At 29.6% G+C, this 21,753-nt stretch carries 9 protein-coding genes; all 9 read right to left on the reverse strand.

Annotation, left to right across the window (positions count from 1 at the left end; genetic code table 11):
* Positions 1 to 2: 2 nt before the first annotated feature.
* The 9 genes from R3X25_RS04380 to R3X25_RS04420 all read right to left on the reverse strand — a co-directional run bounded on the left by R3X25_RS04380 (position 3) and on the right by R3X25_RS04420 (position 21,749).
* Positions 3 to 4,775: a LamG-like jellyroll fold domain-containing protein gene (locus tag R3X25_RS04380; protein WP_317672223.1), complete on the reverse strand. Its 4,773-nt coding sequence runs from the start codon at positions 4,773 to 4,775 to the stop codon at positions 3 to 5.
* Positions 4,776 to 5,080: 305 nt separating this feature from the next.
* On the reverse strand, positions 5,081 to 7,885 hold the full coding sequence (locus R3X25_RS04385; protein WP_317672225.1) for a GEVED domain-containing protein: 2,805 nt from the start codon (positions 7,883 to 7,885) through the stop codon (positions 5,081 to 5,083).
* A gap of 79 nt (positions 7,886 to 7,964) precedes the next feature.
* Positions 7,965 to 8,798: a hypothetical protein gene (locus tag R3X25_RS04390; protein WP_317672227.1), complete on the reverse strand. Its 834-nt coding sequence runs from the start codon at positions 8,796 to 8,798 to the stop codon at positions 7,965 to 7,967.
* 338 nt (positions 8,799 to 9,136) lie between these two features.
* Positions 9,137 to 13,999 (reverse strand): LamG-like jellyroll fold domain-containing protein, encoded by a 4,863-nt coding sequence (locus R3X25_RS04395; RefSeq protein ID WP_317672229.1) that lies wholly within the window; start codon positions 13,997 to 13,999, stop codon positions 9,137 to 9,139.
* A 257-nt stretch (positions 14,000 to 14,256) separates the two neighbouring features.
* Positions 14,257 to 16,713: a TonB-dependent receptor domain-containing protein gene (locus R3X25_RS04400; protein ID WP_317672232.1), complete on the reverse strand. Its 2,457-nt coding sequence runs from the start codon at positions 16,711 to 16,713 to the stop codon at positions 14,257 to 14,259.
* Position 16,714: 1 nt separating this feature from the next.
* Positions 16,715 to 17,431, reverse strand: a complete 717-nt coding sequence (gene recO, locus R3X25_RS04405; protein WP_317672234.1) for a DNA repair protein RecO — start codon at positions 17,429 to 17,431, stop codon at positions 16,715 to 16,717.
* A gap of 1 nt (position 17,432) precedes the next feature.
* A complete protein-coding gene (locus R3X25_RS04410) occupies positions 17,433 to 19,757 on the reverse strand; it encodes a T9SS type A sorting domain-containing protein (RefSeq protein ID WP_317672236.1) in 2,325 nt (774 codons plus the stop codon).
* 315 nt (positions 19,758 to 20,072) lie between these two features.
* Positions 20,073 to 20,303: a hypothetical protein gene (locus R3X25_RS04415; protein WP_317672238.1), complete on the reverse strand. Its 231-nt coding sequence runs from the start codon at positions 20,301 to 20,303 to the stop codon at positions 20,073 to 20,075.
* Between the two features lie 114 nt (positions 20,304 to 20,417).
* On the reverse strand, positions 20,418 to 21,749 hold the full coding sequence (locus R3X25_RS04420) for a sensor histidine kinase (RefSeq protein WP_317672240.1): 1,332 nt from the start codon (positions 21,747 to 21,749) through the stop codon (positions 20,418 to 20,420).
* Between the last annotated feature and the right edge of the window lie 4 nt (positions 21,750 to 21,753).

The raw sequence follows: 21,753 nt of genomic DNA on the forward strand, positions 1-21,753 counted from the left end.
ATTTATTTAATAATTATTTTTTTATTTACTACACCTTTTGGGGTATTAATTCTTATGAAGTAAACACCTGTTGCAACATTTATTGGTAAATTAATCGTGTTTTGGTCAAAAGATTTATTCCATTCATTTGAAGTTTGACCTAAATAATTAATTAACTGAATACCCTCAACATCAACATTTGTATTATTTTTTATCACAATCTCTTTATCTGCATTATTCATAAATACTAACATATTAGTATTTAAAAACTCGTCTTCTTCTACACTTAAAGCAATAGCTTCTTTAAATACTATAGCATATTTATCAGAAAAATTTGTATTGGCTTCTAAAACAGTTTCAAAAGCTTCATTTTTAATATTGTATGTTAAACCTGTTTGCTTATCTAATACATAAACTTCTATATCTTCGGGTGTATTAATAAGTTCATCAACCTCAATACTTATTAAACCTCCTTGACTTGATTTAATACCTATTGGTAATTCGGTATCAGAATCAATAGTATTTATACCTTGAATAACGTATTTATCATTCTCAATTAGCCAATACATGTCATCATTAAAAACTTCGTACATTTTAGAATCATAACCCCAATCAATTGCGTCGGAAGCTTTTGTATCTGCTCCAACTAATAGTTGCCTATGGTCAATACTAGGAGCATTAAATCCTATTCTAATTTTTGGACGAGTATCTTCAGTAGAATTGGTTTTACTAGTTTTTTCTTGTTCCCCTTTCATAAAAATAGATTCTCCAGAAGCTTCAGTTTTATAATACCTTTGACTATTTCTAAATTTAATTGTTCCTCCATCTTCTGCCCACACAAAGAAACCTTGACCAACAGGTATATATTGTTCTGGTAAAACCGTTCCATTTACAGATGTATCAACCGAAGGGTGAGCTGAAGCAGCTTTAGCTGGACCTATTAAATTTAAAGTTGCATATCCAGCTTGATAATCAGCTAAATTATGTGAATCTCCTCCATAATGACTCCAAAAATAAATAGATCCTTTAATAGGTGTTACCCCACTTGCTGGTGCATTATCAGTAAGAAATTGATATCCATCAATTGCTGAAGGGTAAGGGTTCCCAACTAAATAGTCGTTATCTGCACCTATTGTTAAGGTAATATCTCCATTATTTGGTTTTCCTTGAAATACATAGTTTTGATTAGCTTCTCCAGTATCTCCAACACCTTTCATTAGATAACCTTCACCTGCATATATGTCTCCTGTTGATTCTACTTGTTGCCAAGCACTATAATTTCCATCTGGAAGGTTGGCATATTTATAAATCCAGTAATTTGCAATTTCAATTGGTGATGTGGTATTATCGCCATCATACCCCCCAACAAAAGTAATATCTAAAGGTGAGCTAGGTGTAGTTCCATCTTTTAAAGCTGCAGCTACTGTTGTATAATTACCTGTTCCATTAATAGCAGTATTTCCACCGGTTTCTGTATAAACAGGTAAAGACCAATCATTATATCGATATCTATTTCCTTCTCCTTGTTGATCTTTTTCTAACATTCCATTTGTACCAACAACTAAATCACTATCTGTAGTTTGAATTAATTGAGATTCTCCTTCTAAATCTATTGTTCCATTCAATTCAAAATAATGAGAAATAGTAAGTCCATTTCCAATTCCTGAATCTGGGTTATAATCTGTAGGGTTTGAACCATTAACAGTTAATTCTTTTGTGCTATCTATATATAAACCTAAAAGTTTTCTAGTATCATTATTTATTGCTGGCAATGAATTATCCATATCAACATTACTGCTTATTTGTACAATATTCCAATCAACTGTAACACTAGAATCTACAATTGAAGCGGAACCAGGTATATATTGTTCATCTCCATTTAACCATGTAGTGCTTAAATCCCAATTTGTATCAGCTGTAGAAACATAAGGTAATGGTGCGGTTTGATTGTCTATAACTTGTTTTCCTGGAACTAAATATTTAATTCTTAACCAGTTATTATTACCTGAACCATCAACAACTGTAGTTCCATAAAAATTATTGATGTTATGGTAAACCTGCACATCACTCCAAGAAACTGCACTAACTTCATTTAATGTAACTGAATCTGGTAATGTAGCACCATTAACAAAGGAAGAATTATTTACCATTTCTTGGTTCATTATGTATTGAATTTGAGGCTGTGTAAGTGCTCTTTCCCAAATTCTAACCTCATCTATATCACCATTGAAAATTGGTGTAATATTATTTTTATCAGTATATACAACACCTATAGCAAATCTCCCTATTGAAGTAATAGGAGCAACTGAAGTTCCTTTTGCTCCATCTAAAACTCCATCAATATACATTGAAACACCACTTCCATCATCTGAAATTGCAATATGATGCCATTTTGAATCGTTCACCGTAACTGATGATGTTTTTGCAATTGCACCGTTATAAGAAGCTTCAACATAGCCAGAAGCGTTTATTCTAAAATCATAGGCTCCATTTTTAGAAGCAAAAGTACCTCCGCCTCCTAAATTTCTGACCCAAGCTGAAACTGTATAGTTTGTATTTAACGTTACTGTATTTTCACCTACTAAAAAATTATCTGTTGTATAAGATACATCGTGTTTTCCTTCAACTTTAGTTGCTATACCAAACGTAAAATAACGAGTATCATCAAAATCGTACCAAGTTTCAAAATTACCACTACCGTCTGCTACCATTGGAATAACATCTACTACATCTGAAAAATTAGCTGTTGATGAAATTATTAATGCAGGTTGTGTTGTAATAAAATCTGGTGCTGGTGCTGTTAAAGCAAAAGCACTAGTTGGAATTGAAACTTTTACATCTAAAACATCGCCTCCAGTAGAGCAGGTTTCTTTAATTTTCCAACGCCTATCAAACATAGTTGTAACAGATGTAGAAGAAGCTCCTAAATCAACAATTATATCATCAGTTCCAGATAAAGCATCGTTGTTATGGCCCCAAACCAAAAAATCTAAATTATTATCAAAGTTATTTCCATTTCCAGAGTTTGTAGTAGCAATCTCTCTGTGCCCTATAGTTACATTTGTAGCTGAATTTACGCTTCTAGATTGTTTTTGATTTAATTCTGAATCATCATCACGTCCAATTCCGGCAATATCATAATTATAAACTCCTGCATCAGCACTTTCATCCCAAATTATATTACCTGCAGAATCTACATAATCTTGTGTAGTTCCTACTCCAGCATCTGCTAATGTAATTCCATATTTAATAGCTAAATAACTTTCAATTTTTCTACGTTCATCATTATAATTAATATCATCTTTCCTTGAAGAATAAGTTATTATTTCTGCAATTCTTGCATCTGTACTTCCATCCCAACCTTCACTTCTACCGATCCAGAAACGAGAATCAACATTCGAAAAATCACCTGTATCATTTTGTGTATTTCCAACATTTATAGAATTATAATAAAGTTCTTGAAGTGTAGAAGATGAATTATTTCTAGCATTAATAATTCCTACATTACTATACGTATTCCCAGTACCTATTTCTGCAACACCATAACCATCACCTGAACTTGTTGTTCCAACCGCATATGAGATAATTTCATTGGTGAACCTTGCTGAATAATCTCCGAAACCTATTCCTGAACCATCAGTTTGAGGGGTGGAGACATTTTCATCTCCACAGAAAATATCCATAAAACCAAATGTTGGATTAACAGTTACATTTGGTATTAATACTACAAAAATATCTTGCGTATTATACCCTGAATCACCAATTAATACTTCTTTAGAGTAGCTATAGGTTTTAACAGGAGCCGTTGGATCATTATTAAAATCAACAACTGGATTGAAGTTTACATTATCTGAAATATTATCTTTAAACGTTGGCTCTAAACCACCAGTTGGCAATGTTGCATTAGAACCTCTAGCTTGTGTTTCCCATAGACTAACACCATCTCCATCTGCATAACCTAACCCGTCAGTAGATTTTAACCATAGTTGTAAATCTGATGTAACACCGCCTGGACCTTCCGTAATAGGTACAATTCCTGTTCCATTAATTGTAAAGTTGTATGGATCTTCATTGGGATCCGTATTTGGTATGGATACTGTTGTTGATAATGCTCCACTGCTAGCGGGACTAAAAGTTATTGTAAAAGTTGTGGAACCATCAATAGGGATACTTGACGCCGTTGAGGTGAAATCTACCAAAAAATCTGTTGAATTACCTAATGTTATTAAGTCTGGAGTACCGTCTAAATCTAAACTTGAACAACCATTATTTTCTATAGTATATGTTACTGATGTACTTGAACCTACATCTGTACTTGTAAATTGTGAAGGGCTGCTAGTTCCGCCATCTGCAACTGCAACTGCAGCTAATAAAACATCCATTTCTGGATCTGTACTTGCGCCTGTGGCTTCAATTGTAAACGTCCATTCACCATCACTATCAGTACTTCCATCATGATAAATTGTAACCGTAGAAGAAACATTACCACAAGCTGATGCATTTAAAGAAATAGTAAATGAGGTAGTTCCACCATTTCCCTTTAAAGTAAATGGAGCTGGATTTGATGTTAAGGAAAAATCAGTATTATTTGATAAAACTATACTGGAAACATTAAGATTTGATCCGTTACCACCTGAATTATCTATATAAAAAGTTTCAGAAGTATTAGCGCCAAAATCAATATTAACGTTTTGATTAATAGAACTACCTAATGGATGTTCAACTTCAATTTCTTGAGCTATTATTTCAATTGAAATACTTAACAAAAGAATTACGAAAGTAATTTTTTTTAACATATCGATGTGGGGTTTATTTAACTTTTCCTGTAAAAATATAAACAAATATAGTGTATAATTTAACATATTACGCAACCTTAATTACCTATATAACAATATATTACACTTTTTAATAAATGGATGTTTTTTTTAAATAAACTGATGTAAAAACCAAATAAACAGTAACAATAAAAGTTTTTTTATTTATAATAAGCTAATAAAATGCACTTTTTACACAATAAACAGAGTTAAAAATCAAACAAAAGGCGCACATTTTTAAAAAAAATGTGCGCCTTTTTAATATTAATTTATAAAAATAGGTGTTCTTACTCTATAATTATCTTTTTCGTTAAAATTCCTTTTGAGGTTAGTATTTTAATAATATATACACCTTGGTTATTTTCTACTGGTAATGTAAGCATTTCCTCGTCAAATTTTGAATTCCACTGTTTTATATTTTGACCAAGATAGTTGTAAAGAGTAATGCCTTCTATTTCAAAATTTGTATTGTTCTTTATTACTATTAATTTTTCACTATTATTTACATATACCAATAAATTCTGATCTAAAATTTCTTCGTTTATAGCTAATACTTCATATTGTTTAAAAACAATTGAGTATTTGTTGGTAAATGTAGTGTTAGGTTCTAAAATAGTTTCAAAAGTTCCGTTTTTAATATCAAAAGTTGTGTTTGTTGTTTTATCTAAAATATATACTTCTAAATCATCTGGTGTGTTTATTAGCTCATCAACTTTAATACTAACAATACCTCCTTTTTTTGATTGAATTCCTATAGGCAGTTCTGTTTCAGAATCAATAGTATTTATACCTTGAATAACGTATTTATCGTTCTCAATTATCCAATACATATCATCATCTAAAGTTTCATAGATAATCGCATCATATCCCCAATCAACATTGTCTGTAGCTTTTTCATCAGCTCCAATAATTAACTGCCTATGATCTATTTCTGACGCATCAAATCCGATTCTAATTATTGGTCTAGTATCTACAGTTGTTGCTGTTTTACTAGTTTTGGTATTTGTACCCTTCATAAAAACAGATTCTCCTGATGCTTCTGTTTTAAATATACGTTGACCGTTGTTAAATTCAATAGTAGTATTACTACCACCAGCCCAAAAGAAAAAGCCTTGACCTACTGGAATATAGCGTTGAAGTGTTTTTACAGAAGATCCTGCTGAACTAACTCCACTTGGAAGATTAGAAGATGCAGGAGTTGAAACTCCTAGTAAATTAATAGTAGCATAACCTGCCTGATAATCAGCTAAATTATGTGAATCACCACCATAGTGTTCCCAAAAATAAAGAGCTCCACCATTAACACCTGGATTATCAATTAAAAATTGAACAGCATCAATAGCAGATGGGTAAGGGTTGCCTATTAAATAATCGTTATTTGCGGCAACACTTAATTGAATAGTTCCATTGTTTGGTTTTCCTTGAAAAACATAATTTTGGTCAGAGGATCCTGGGTTACCAGTCCCTTTCATTAAAAAGCCTTCGCCTGGTTTTAAATTACCTGTACTTTTAATTTGTTGCCAAGAATTATAATCTCCAGTTGGTGAGTTGGCATATTTATAGATCCAATATTCTGCAATTGCAATTGGTGATCCAACAGCTCCATTATAACCTGACACAAAATTAATAGCTTTAGGGTTATTAGGGTCTGTTCCATCTCTTAAAACATCTGCAACTGTAAATGGTGTTCCAAGTGCAGTTCCTGTTTTAATTACCGGAGAAGACCAATCATTATATCTATATCTATTTCCTTCTCCTTGTTGGTCTCGCTCTATATATCCTGTACTTGTAGAATCAAAAATACTTCCTGTTGTTTGTATTAATTGTCCTTCGTCTACTAAATCAATAAATCCGTTTAGTAATAAAGTTCCCGCAATTTCAATGTAATTATCATAAATTTTAAGTGTTGCTCCACTTTCAATTTCTATATTATTTGAAAGCCCTGCTGCATCTGCACTATAAATTTCAGGGAAATTAGCAACGCCTGTAGGTATAAGCACATTTGTTGTGCTTGTAGGCACACTTCCACAACTCCAGTTTGCAGTAGTATTCCAATCTGAATCTATGGCTCCTGTCCAAGTATTTGTTGAACAGTTACTAATAATATTAATAGTGTAATCTTCTACTTCGCCATCAAAATCAGTTTCACAAGCTGTAGGATATGAAAAATATTTAGAAGCAATACGCATTCTTGTGTAGCCTAAAGTAGCAGTTGCTGGAATAGTAATAGATAATGGGCTTAAAGAAGTTGCTCCGTTTGAGACATTTGTTGCAGTACCCAAATCGAATTCTTCATCTGTAGTGTTAAACACACCATCTTGATTCCAATCTATCCATGCTTTTGTGTAATTTGTCCAATTTCCATCAGTATTTACATTAACTGATAAATTGTATGAAGTACTTATGGAAACATCTGTAGATTGTGCTGTAAAATCTGAATAATTATTATCTTCAACTGGTGTTGAATTATTTATAGTATTAAATACTACTTGTCTTATTCCTGTATCCCAACCATCTGTATTATTTCCATTAGAGTCACAATAATAACTTCCTTCAATAATAACATCATCAATATAATTATACTCATTATTTTTATTTGCTGTACCCGAAAACCTAAATCTGGCAGTTGTGGTAAAATTATAGGTGCTATTGTCCATAGAAAATGATAAACTATGGGGGTTTGAGTTTCCATCACCTGTAAAATCAGTATTTCTAACAAAAGTAGCAACTGTTACCCAACCATTTACTCCGTTTTCAGAATATTGGACTATTAATCCTTCTCCATTATCTAGCTTTGATCCTTTATGACAAAAAGAAAAGTCAATTTGTGAAAATCCACCTGAAAGATTAATTGTTGGTGATGTTATTCTATTTTTATTAGTCTCATTATCTTTTGTAAAAATTACGCCATTAGAGCTACAAGACCAATTATTATTATTTATATGATCGGAATCATCTCCATTATCAGTCCATCCTTGGTATCCACTGTTAAAATCATAACTAACAATTGGCACTTGAGAAAAAGCACTTAAAGAAAATAATACAAGTATTAGAAAACTGCTTAAAAATTTATTAATTTGATTTATAGACATTTATTTATAAAGTTATAGGGTTGCAAAAATAATATTTTTTTTATAATTCTTCTAATTGCAACCCTTAGAGTACTTATTATTAGGATTTATGTACAACTATTTTTCTTTTTATAGGTTTAATTTCAGTATCAATTATAATATAATACATTCCTTTTCTTACTTGAATAGGTAATTTTATTCTAGTACTGCTATCATTAATTCTTCTCCATTCATTAACTTTAACTCCATGTCTATTAAAAAGCAATGCGTTATTAATTTTAATATTTTCTTTGTTTCTAATAACTAAAGAAGATATTTTATGATTATAAAATAATTGAATTTTTAATTTTTTTGTAATTTCAGTTGGTTCTTCTGGCTCATCTATTTCGTCTACTGGAGTTGGTTCATTAACAAAATCTACACTTTTAAACGTAATTGCAAATCTTGTTGAGTATTCTCCTTGATCTAAAGTAGTTGTATAAACACTATCTTGTATATTATAAAGTTTATCTAATTCTATATCCTTTAAATAAACAACTAAACTATCTATAGGGTTTTCTAATTCATCTACTTGTATTTGAATTTCACCTTGTTCGGACATGATAATTCCTAAAGGTATTTCTTTATCAACATAAAGTTCTGGAACGCCTTGAATAACGCATTTTTTAGTTTCAATTAACCAAAACATATCATCTAATAGCACTTCATACATTTCAGCATCATAGCCCCAATCTAATCCATCAGTTGTGGCTTCATGAGCAGCTAAAAGTAATTGTCTGTGATCTATTTGTGGTGCATCAAAACCTATCCTAATCATAGGAAATGTATCTGCAGTTGTTTGATTTAAATTAAAGTTTTCGTCTGTTGTAGGTATTGCATAACTTGTTGTATATAAACAACAAACTAACAATAATTGAATTATTGTGTGTTTCATAACATTGGGGTTTTATGTTATTAGTATTAAAAAAAAATTGAATTTTAACTTATAAACTATTCTAAATAGTTTTTGAAGTTTTTAACGAGGTGTAGTAATTCGAAGTGTAATTTTATATTCATTATTGTAGGGGTTTTAAGTATACTAAAAGTACAAAAAATATTTTAATAAATGTAAAATATACACTATAAAAATCTAAAATATAATCATTCTAAATAATGATTTTTTTTTACTAAAACATGTAAAGTGCTATAAATAAAGGTATAAAGAGAAGTTTAAAAAAAAACTAAAAACGCTATTAATCTAATATAGATTAATAGCGTTTAAATAAATACATTTTAATTGACTACTATTTTCTGTGATTTTTTATAATTTTCTGTAATTACCTGAATAAAATAAACTCCTTTTTTTACATTTAAAGGAATTGTTAAAGTTTCTGAATATGAATTAGGAGCTATCCATTTATTTATAACTTGCCCTAAAGTATTATATACATATACTTTTTTTATCTCATTTTCAATATTATTAATTATAATACTTTTAATTGATTTATTGTAGAATACACTTAACTGACTATTCAATACTAAATCTTCAACATTTAAAGTTTCATTACTTTTAAAAGTAATCACATACTTACTGTGATATTCACCTGCAGGCAATGTAACTTCAAAAGGTGTATCTGTTAAGTCGTAAATTTTTCCTGAATCTTTATCTTTTAATGAAACAGTAATATCATTAGAAACATTTTCCAATCCATCAATACTTATAGTTATTAAATCTCCCGAACTTACTATTCCAAGTGGAATTTCTTTATCTACACTAACTGTATTTGTTGCTTGAATTACGTATTTTTTATCATCAATTAACCAATACATATCATCTTCAAAAATTTCAAAAATTTCAGCATCGTAACCCCAATCAACGGCATCAGTTGTATTTTCATCTATAGTTAACAATATTTGTCTATGGTCTATTTTTGCTCCATCAAACCCAATTCTATATTTTGGACGTATATCAGCATCATCAACTGTAGTTATTTTACTTTGAGCTGTGGTTTTCATAAAAACAGAATTTCCTGATGCTTCCGTTTCAAAAACTCTTTGACTGTTTTTAAAAGTAATAAGTCCACCATCAGCATCTCCTTGCACAAAAAATCCTTGTCCAATTGGTAAATATTGTTGAGGTAATTTAGTTGCTGACCCTAAAGAACTAACTCCTGGATGCGCTGAAGCCATAACAGCTCCTCCTAAACTATAAGTTCCATATCCTGCCTGATATTCAGATAAATTATGTGAATCTCCTCCATAATGTTCCCAATAATATATTGTTCCAGTTATAGATGCTGTTCCTGTTGGCCCATTGTCTAAAATAAACTGTTTTGAATCTATTGCTGAAGGATAAGGGTTACCTACTAAATAATCGTTTGTACCGGAAACTGCTAAAGTAATATCACCATTGTTTGGTTTTCCCACAAAAACATAGTTTTGATCTGGTGAACTCGGATCCCCAGGTCCTTTCATTAAAAATCCTTCTCCTGCTACTAAATTTCCTGTACTACCTATTTGTTGCCAAGAACTATAATCTCCGTCTGGTGAATCTGCAAATTTATACATCCAATATTCACTAATTTCTAATGGTGATCCAATAGCTCCATCGTATCCTGAAACAAAAGTTATTGCTGCCGGATTATTTTCATCTGTTCCATCTTTAAATACATCAGCAATAGTAAATGGTGTTGTATTATTATTTCCAGATCCTATTTTTGTAACAGGAGAAGACCAATCGTTATATCTATATCTATTTCCAATACCTTGCTGGTCTCTTTCTAAATATCCTGTACTTGCTTCATCAAAATCACTATCTGTGGTTTGAATTAATTGAGATTCGCCTACCAAATCTACAACGCCATTTAATAAGAAATAATGCGAAATTGTTAAATGATTATCAGCTTCAATAGACAATTCATTTGAGTTAGATTTAAGCCCTAATAAGGTAATTCCTCTGTTTGCATCAACATTAGAATTAACCTCTACAATATTCCAATCTATAGTGGTGCTGTTTAGTGTTGTATTTGGTAAGTATTGAACTGAATTATTTAACCAAGTATTAGCAGTATCCCAATCACCATTATTTTGTGATTGGTATGGTAAAGGTGCTGTTTGGCTTTCAACAACTTGTTTATCTTTTGTTAAGTATTTAATACGAGCCCAATGGTTGTTGTTTGAATTGTCTTCTACAGTGGTTCCATAAAATGAATTCATATCAAAATAGGCTTCTAATTCGCTCCAAGTTCTAGAACTAATATCATTTTTAGTTACTGTTTGAGGAATAATTTCCCCGTTTACGTTTGCTCCATAAATTTCTATTTCTTGATTCATTATATAACGAATTTCATCAACTGTTAAATTCGAATTCCATATTCTTACTTCATCAACAGAACCATCAAATGATGAGATATTATTTTTATTGGTATATAAAGCTCCTATTGAAAACTTACTTGAACTACTTACAGGATTTGGTAATGAATTAACCGTTTTATCTAATACACCATCAATGTATAAATTTGCTGAACCAGCATTAAAAGTTAAAGCTATATGATGCCAAATACCATTTGAAATTGAATTGTTTGAAGTAATTCTTGTGCTTCCATTCCAATCTATTTCTATAAAATCACTTGCGTTAACTTTAAAATTATAACTTGTTTCTTTTGAAATAAAACTTCCTCCATTTCCATTATTTAATACCCAAGTTGAAACAGTGAAATTTGAGTTTAATTCTAATTGATTATCACCAATTAAAAATTCATTGGATGAAAAATTTATTTGTCTTTTAGCAATATTTCTAGTTGCTTTTGCAAATGAGAAATAACGTGTTCCATCAAAATCATACCAAATTTCAGAGTTTGAACCATTTGTAACTAAAGGAATAACATCAATAATATTATTATTTCCAAAACTTGGGTCATCAGCAACAACTAGCGTGTATTCTTCATTAGCCGCTAACGGAATATTACTTGTTAAAACAGAAGTTGGGATTGAAAGAATCACTTCAGCAACATCGTTTTGACTTTCAATAATTTTCCACTCTCTAGAAACTTTTGTAAATTGAGTAGTAGTTCCACTTAGATTAACAGTTTGCACAACTTCTGAACTTGTATTAAAACTATCGTTATTTCTTCCCCAAACTAAAAAATCTCTATCTGTAGCAAACGTATTTAAATTTAAATTATTTGTTGTAGCAATTTCACCTAATCCAATAGTTACTATACTTGAACTATTTACACTTTTAGATTGTTTTTGATTTAATTCAGAATCGTTATCTTTTCCAATTCCTGCTATATCATAATTGTAACCACTATTTGCTGAAATATCCCAAATTAAACTTCCGTTTGAATCTACATAATCTTGACTTGTACCATTTACGCCAAGTGTTATCCCATATTTTATTGCTAAATAACTTTCAATTTTTTTTCTTTCAGAAGAATCATCTTGTCTTGATGAAAAAGTAATTACTTCTACAACCCTTGCGTTTAAACTGGCTTCCCATCCTTCACTTCTTCCTAACCAAAATTTTGCATCGTTTACATTCATAAACTCGGCAACATCATTTTGATCAGTTTCAATATCATTCGCATTATAGTATAATTCTTGTTGTGTTTCAGATGAATTATTTCTAGCATTAATTATTCCAATATTATCATATGAAGAACCTGTTCCAATTTCAGACACAGCATAACCATCTCCCGCCTCACTTTCAGTAAAAGTATCAAGAGCAAAACAAATAATTTCACCATCAATTCTGCTCGTATAATAGCCGAAACCAATCCCAGTAGCATCTGTTGAATTAGTTGAAATATCAGAATCCCCACAAAAAGCATCCATAAATCCAAAATTATTTGTTATTGGTGTATCATCAGGAATGAGTACCAAAAAAATATCTTGTGTATACAAGCCGGAAGTTCCCTGTAAAAATTGTGTAGACGTATTATCATAAGAATAATCACTATCAACAGTATAAGTGTTGAAACTATTAGAAAACTGAACCACAGGGTTGAAATTTACATTATCTGATGAATTATCTCTAAAAGTAGGTGCTTGAGCAGGTAAATTAGTAGTTGCATTTGATCCTCTACCTTGGTCTAACCATGAGTTAACACTTTGACCATCTGTTAAATATAGCCCGTCATTAGCCTTTAACCATAATTGTAAATCTGTGGTAATTCCACCAGGTCCAGCGGTTAAAGGAACAACTCCGGTACCTTGAATTGAAAAATTATATGGATCTTCGTTCGAATCTGTATTTGTTATTGAAATTGTAGCAAAAACAGTCCCGTTAGAACTTGGAGAATACCTTACAACAAATGTTAGTGAATTACCTCCAATAATTGAATTTGAACTTGGTTGAGTTTGTATTGAAAAATCTGAACTTCCAGAAATATCTACAATTGGAGTTCCTAAAAGATTTAAAGTTGTTGTATTATTTCCTGTATTGTATATAGTAAATGTATGATCTACTGAAAATCCAGAACCTACTGAACCAAAATCAGTATCATCTGTTGCACTTGGTGTATTATCTCCATTACTAATTGAATTTCCAAGACCTGTAATATCTATTTCAGCAACATTTGCAATAAAACCAGATATCTCCACATTATCAAATGCAATATCTCCTCTCCATGAATTTGCTCTAGTTGCTATAAACCTAATTTGAATTGAATCTCCATCGTATGCCGATAAATTAACTGTTCCGGTTAACCAATTAGATTGAGATGAATTTTGACTACCTGATCTTGTGAAAATTACAGTACTCCATCCTGTTCCGTTAACATTAATTTCAACTTCTAAATCACCTACTTCAGAACTATAGCCACTAGAATACATATGATAATCAAATGTAAGAGAATTAGAAGTGTGTGAAGATAAATCGATTGCAGGACTTGTTAGAATAGCAATATCTCCATATCCTCTTGGATTCGACATTTCTGCATACATATAGTAACTGCCATTTGATGCAGAATATGGTCCTGTACCTCCAGAAGGTGTTCCTCCCGAACGTCTGGTCCAATCAAAATCATCTGTTGAGCTTTGTGACCAACCATCAATAGTTGATGTCTCAAAATTAGAATTATAAAAAACAGTTTGTGCTGAAGTTACTAATGTAAAACAACTGAATATACTAAATAATATTAATATTTTCTTCATAACATAGGGGTTTGTGATGTTATAAAAACTATTAAAAGTTTTGAATAAGTTTTGTAGAAATTTATTACTAACCTTCTTTTAAAATAAGAAAATTAGTGGTTTTATATTCTATTTTATTTCAAGAATGAAATAATTAAAATACCATTTATAAATAAATTTGCTTAAGAAATTGCGTAGTTGTGTATTCATTTTTGTGGGGTTTTAGGGCTACTAAATTATAAAAAAAATAATTAACCTCCTAATTTTCAATACAATTGTTAGATGTTCGCTAAAATTGAAATAGAAACATTTCTTCCTGGCGCACTAATTGAACTTGCAAATTCTTTATAATGAATATCAAAAATATTATCAAGGTTTGCAAAAACGGATATACTATTTGTTAATTTATATTTTGCGGATGCATTAAACGTATTCCAAGCAGGGTTTCCTTCATACAAACCTGTGTTTTCATTAAAAGGAGTCTGTTCTACGTTATCTATTCCTTCAATTAAATTATACTTATTATACGGTTTTTTAGTGTTAAATTTCCAATTAATTGAAGCTTGTAACTTCTCTTTTTGAAAGCCTATTTCAAATTTACCAAACAATGGAGGTATTGAAGAAAATGGTAAATCTGTATCGTATGTTTTTCCTTCAGTGTAGGTTACTGAACCATTTGTAAACCAAATTTCACTTAATTTACCTTTTAAACTAAATGTTCCTCCAAAAATACAAGCATTTCCTTTGTTAACATTCGCTACAACATTTCCTTCTTCACCATCATAAATTATAGTTGACGAATTATTTATTTCAAAACTATCTCTTGTTATATAGTTATTAAGCAATGTGTAGTAAGCATTAAGTCCAATTTGAAATTTTTTATTATTAAAATGCTTTAAAATTCCTGTTTCAAAATTATAAGCATATTCAGGTTTTAAATAAATATTTGGAACAGTAACATTCCCAGATTTTTCTCTAATTTTTCCAATATCATCAATATTTGGTGATCTAAAACCCGAAGAAACTACCGTGTTTAATTGCCAATTTTTTGAAGGTTTATATGCGTAACCAATGGTAGCTGTTACAGAGCTATTATTTAAAGAAATATCAAAATCTGGTAAGGTTATAAAAGTATCGTCTATCCATTTTGCTGATAAAAAAGTTTGAATAAATCGTACACCCGTATTTAAAGTTGATTTTGAACTAATATCTTGACGATAATTTACATAAGATGCTAAACTTGTATAAGTGCTTCTTCCATCTGGATAACGTGATTGCACTTTAAAATCATCAGTTGTAAATCCAACAATTTTATTGTTATAAACATCTAATGTTTTCCCTATGGCTTCAGAACCAACATCATTATGGGTGAATTCTAATCCGTAAGATAAAACTCTATTATTATTATTTGTTAATGGTACATAAAAATCTCCGTTTAAACTAAAAACATCAACATCTTCTTCTCTATACGATTTCTCTAAACTTGAAAATTTACGTTGAATTCGAGACTCATTAATATTTTGATATGCAGCTGTAATAACACCGTTCTCTAACCATTTTTTATCTGGTCTAATTTTTAATTGAGTTGATATTAACATACGTTCTTGTGGTCCATAATGCCATTCCGCCCATTTTAATTCACCATCGCTATATTCATTTAAACTATCAAATCTATCTATATCTGATGATTTTGAGTATTGAAAATTTAATAATAAGTCTGTTTTATTAGAAAGTGGAATATTTATTTTTTGCAAAAAATCAGATTGATAATAACTTGTATTTTTTTGTTCGTTTGGATCTGAATTTACAACTGAATTTTCGTTATAATATTCATCACTATTATTTGAATATTCAAAAACTTTTCCCCAATCACTATAACCATGATTTCTAGTTTTTCCCATTTTTAAATTTCCAAAAGTACTGTGAGAAATACTTGTATATGAAGCCCATTTTTTATGATTAATTTCTACATGACCTTCAGAAGAAAATTCATTATTTACACTACTATATCTAGAAAACAAACCACCACTTAAATTGTTGTGAGGACTTGTTTTTGGTGTTCTTGTGTAATAATGAATAACACCGCCTAAAGCGTCGGAACCGTAAATTACAGACGAAGGTCCAAATACAACTTCAGTACGTTCAATAGTGTTTGGTGAAACAGATATGGAATTTTGTAAATGTCCCATTCTGTATATTGCATTATTCATTCTTACGCCATCTACAACTAATAAAACTCTGTTTGCTTCCATACCTCGAAGCACTGGACTACCTCCACCAAATTGAGATTTTTGAACTTTTACACCTGGTATTTCAGCGAGTAAATCTGCTGAAGTTTGAGGTGCTAGTAGTTTAATATTTTCATTATAAATAACTTCAACTTGTTCTGCAATTCTGCTTCGTTTTTCTTTTCCTTTTGAAGCTGAAAGCACAATTTCATCTAATTGTTCAGCTTTTCTTGTTAAATAAATTACATATTCAACAACTGCTAATTCTTTTTTTAATATTTCATATTCAATAAATGAAATATGATTAAATGATATTATATCGTACTCTTTAAAGCTTGATAAATCTGCTATTCCATTTTTGTTTGTGTAAACTATAGTGTTTTTTCCTTCGTTATAAATTGTAGCATTTTCAACGGGAAAATTAGTGCCATACTCTAAAACTTCAACTTTTTGAGCGAAAATTTGCAAATAAAAAAATGATAAAAGAAAAAGGAATTTGAATTTCATACTAACTAAAAATAGATTTCAAAACTTGTAAGGATTTCGGCTTTCTAAATCCGCTCAAATGTAATTCAAAATATTGAATTAAAATGGATAAAACTACTTGCCTACTTTCTGCATTAAAATTAACTGTATGAATTGCATCAAAATGTATGCCTAAAAGCTTTTTAAATTGAACTATTTTATCACCTGAAACAGTGTGATGGTTTTGTTTTGTAGTAAACCTAGCTTCGTATAAATCGAAATAGTTATTATCACTAGTATTCAAATCTGGGTAAAACCCTAAAAACTTGGTTAAATTTAATAAAAATAATAAATGAAAATTAGAAATATTTGAATGCGTATCTAACCATAAAAATGAGGCTTCTAAATATTGATATAAACTTGAATTTAGTTCCTCTTCTTTGATAGAATAATTCAAAATTTCAGCTAAAAACAAGGCTATTGTTTGTTTTTTAATATCGGTATGAATAGATGTGTAAAATTGTTCTATTTCAACCTCTCTTATTGAATTTAATGCCCCTTTATTATTGTGATTTACTGTTAACACTAATTGTGTTAAAGGTTGAAAATATGCTGGTTTAATTTTACTTTTTCTGCTTTTTAAAACTCCTTTTAACATATAGGATTTTACTCCACACTTTTCTGTATAACAGGTTGTTATTAAACTTGAATCGCCGTATTTTATGGAGTGTAAAACTATTGCTTTAGTTTGTTCTAGCATTTTAGTTTATAATGGCAATTTTAGTTGTTGTAGTTTCTGTATTATTATTAGCAATTAATAAAACAATATATACTCCTGAAGCTACTTTTCTTCCTGCTAAATTTGTTTTATTCCAAACAACTTTTCCTCCATAAATCTCATCACCTTCTTTTACGTTTGTTTCATATACAAGGTGCCCAGCGCTATCTAAAATTTTAACATTGGTTCCGTTTGGTAAATGTTCTCCATTTCTTCCATCAATTGTAATAAACTCGTTAGTTTTAGTTGAAGGATTAGGGTATGCATAAACTTCTGTTAAAGAATCACTATAAGTAGCTACATTACTGTTGTATGCTACAATACCTTTATCTGTTGCAAAATAAACTTTACCAGAACTCTTATCTACTGAAATTTTAATAATGTTATTAGATGGTAACGGAGAATTACTAGTGTTAAACTGTTGTAGTGTACTAGTTCCATCAGGGTTAGTTTGCATAACTCCACTAGAAGAAGTTCCAAACCATTTATTATTAGCTCCATCAATAGCAATTGTATTAATTACTTGATCTCCCAATAACTTTGTTGCTACTCCATTCTCTAAAATAATTATTGGCTCCGCATCGTAAATTGTTTCATTAAAAATATTTGAAGCATTATTGTAAGTTACAAGTCCTTTACTTGTTCCAATCCAAACCCTATCATTTGCATCTACTTTAATAGCTCTTGTATTTAAATCTGGTAAGGAACCTTTTGTGTTTTCTATTGAGAAACGAATCAATTTATTTCCAGTTTCATTAAACACAACAACTCCATTTTTTCTTGTACTAATCCATACTGTATTAGATTTATCTGTATCAATTTCAATTAATTCTGAACCTCCAGAAATCATAACTGAATTTAAGTTGAACTCATCCCAAGTATTATTATACTTTTTTAAATTATTATCTAATCCAGAATTTGTTATCCAAAGATTTCCATTAGAATCAAAAGTTGAACCTTTAATTCTTGTAGTTATATATGTTGGGTATTGAGGTAAAAATATGTTTTCAAGTCCGCTATTTGTATAATTCCAAAAATCAACAATTTCATCATCTTCAACAATTAACATACCTCCTGTATTCAATACATCGTTAGGATTGCTTGCTCCCCATGAGCTTAAATACACTTTGTTTACATTTTCATAATCATAAGTAATATGCACTAAATTTTTAACTCCAAAGTCTTTATACGGTTTATTCTTCCAATTTTCACCTGTAAAATGACTAAACCCATACTTTCCATTTCCAGGAGTATAAGTTTGATCGTAGAGGCCAAAAACTACCCACAACTGGCTGTCTTGGGCTTCAATTGAAAAGGCATCATTAGATAATGGCCCTTCTGGGTGAATTTCTATTAAATTTGAAGTATTTGAAATGTTTGTTTTTAAAATACCATATTCTTGAGTTGCAAAATAAATATTTTCTTCTTCTAAAAATGAAGTATTTAATTCAAAATAATAGTCGTCTGTAGAATTTGATGTGTAGTTAAAAACTTCAATATTTGAGTTATCTAAAAAATAAGCGCTTCTTTCGGTTGAAACAGCTAAAATATTACTTGAAGATTTTAAACTAATAATATTTTTTGAAAAAGAATGGATTAAAGTTAAAACTTCATTCTCTAAAGTATATAAGCTCTTATCTTTAGACGCATAAATTTTTTCATTAAAAACCTCTAACGTTTTAAAATCTCCACTTGAATATACTTTCCAATTGTTATAATCAATTAAATTTGGGTTGGTTACATCTGCTACAAAAATTCCATTTTCAGTAGCAGCATAAATAGAGCTGTCTAAAACTTTAATTTCATTTATTAAAATTTCTGAAGATCCTGAACCTATAAAAAAAGTATCCCCAAAATTTAAACTTTGAATATTGTATTCAATAATAGCAAAAGAAGTAGAAAGGTATAATTTACCATTGTATTCTGTAATAGCATTTATGCTTTTATCTCCAGAATAACTGAAGTTTACAATATCTTTAGCAATAGTAATATTTTGATTTTGATCAATTATTTCCAACATACCTGTAGCATACCCTACAATAATTTTATTAGTAGCCTCACTATAATAAAAACTTGAAATTGATTCACCTGACAAGCCATTAATTGAGGAAATTTTTTCTGTTTCTTCTGTGTCAATATTATATGAGAATATCGCATTATCTGCTATAGCATATAGTACGTTATCTATTTTTATAAAATCCTTAACATTATTGTAGGAATAAAAATCCTCCCAATTAGAAGAGTAATTAATTTGAGCCCAAGAAATACTGAAAGTTAGTAACGTTAAAATTTGAATTATTTTCTTCATAAGTCAGTCCAAATATATCTAATAAATTAAAACTATAACGAAATAAGGTAAGTTAAATTACATTCCAAAAAAAAACCTCGAACATTGTCATACGTTTTGACAATGTTCAAGGAATAAATAAATCAACCCCAAAGACTTATTTAATGTTTTTAAATGTACAGTGCCAAAACCCCTCTTGACATTAATACATAACAAATATACTACTGATTATTATACTTTTAGAATCAAATAAACAAATATTTATTAAAAATAGATAAATGGTAAGTTTTAAGTAATAAATGGAATTTTTGCTGAATTTTAAGCTACTATAAATTGTTAAATTGTAGCTTCTTCAATTGATTCAAATCCCCAAATCATCCCTCTTTTTTTGTAAATAACTTTTTTAATGGAATTTTTCTTCAACGCAATTAATCTAACATAAACTGTTTCTTGCAAGTTCTGATAAACACTACCGCTACCAATAAATTTAATGATATCTTTTTTTGAAATATCTATAGAGTCTATAATCTCTTCATCAGAAGGTGTAGTAAAATTAACGATGGTCATGTAATAAGGCTGAATTGTTCCTATAAATATAAAGCTACTTTTTCTTTATTTTTATTGAAATTTACCTACGCCGTTATTAAATTAACAAATGGGAAGTTTTAAGTAATAATTAGTTTAAACTTTTATGTAAGGAAAGCTTATTGTTACCCTAGTACCTTTATTTTTTTCTGTAGAAATATCTTTTGTAACTATACTAACATTTTTGTTTTGATACAAAATTCTAATTCTATTTTCAGTGGCTTTTGCTCCAAAAAATCTCTTTTTTTGAGTCATCGCAGAAATTTCTTTAGATTTATTTATTCCAATACCATTATCTTCAACAACACAATAAACAATATTATCTTTTTCTTTAATAGTTAATTCAATTAGTTTTTTTCCTTTTTGTTTCATTATACCATGCCAAATAGCATTTTCAATAAAAGGTTGCAAAAATAATGGAGGAACTTTAATCCCTTCTAACATTAAGTTATTATCAACATTAACAACATAATCAAAACCTCCACCTACACGCATTTGCTCTAGTTTTACATATAAAGCTAAAATTCCTAACTCTTCTGATAATGTAGACGTTGGACTAGATGAGCTATTTAAAATAACCCTCATTAATCGTGAAAATTTGGTAATGTAATCTGAAGCTTTTTCAACTTCGTTTTTTAATACAAAATTATTTATAGAGTTTAATGAATTAAATAAAAAGTGCGGATTCATTTGACTCTGAAGTGCAGTCATTTTTAACTCTTCCATTTCTTTTAACTTCACCGCTAATCTAATTTCTGCATTTTTACTTCTGTCTTGGATTCTTTTAATAATAAAACCAATGATTATTGAGAAAATAAATGATTGGAGTATAGCACCCAAATAAACAAAAAACATTGGCTGAACTCCATTACTTATAAATATATCTTCGCCAATAAAAATTTCAAGAAAACTAATATTTGCTAATAAAACATATACCAAAGATCCTACTACAAAATAAACTGAAAATTTATCCTTAATTTCTCTAATAACTATATAAAATGAAACTAACATGAACGAAGTTAGTAGTGGTGCAAAAATAGTGAATGCTTTTATCTGAAAATCATACCCAAATAATGCATGTATTAATAAGAAAACTACTGCTAAAAACAATAGCGTATTAAAAACAATTTGAAAATATCTATCCCATTTAATTAAATGAGTTCTTGTCTCAAGTAACTCCCTTGCAAATGCAATATAGGCTGCGTAAGCTAAAAATTGAATAGTAAAATTTGAATAATTATAAAAGGTTATAAATGCTTCAGAAGCAACATATTTGGTTAAATATATTGTAAGTCCTAAAAGGTATAAACTATAATATAGGTAGAGTTTACTTCTATTCTGAAAATAAATAATAACATGATAAAGAAACAGAACAAAAAGTCCACCTCTAATCCATGAGTAAAATTCAGAATGAAAATCTAATAACATTCTT

Source organism: Lutibacter sp. TH_r2, from assembly GCF_033101135.1.
Classification (GTDB): Bacteria; Bacteroidota; Bacteroidia; order Flavobacteriales; family Flavobacteriaceae; genus Lutibacter.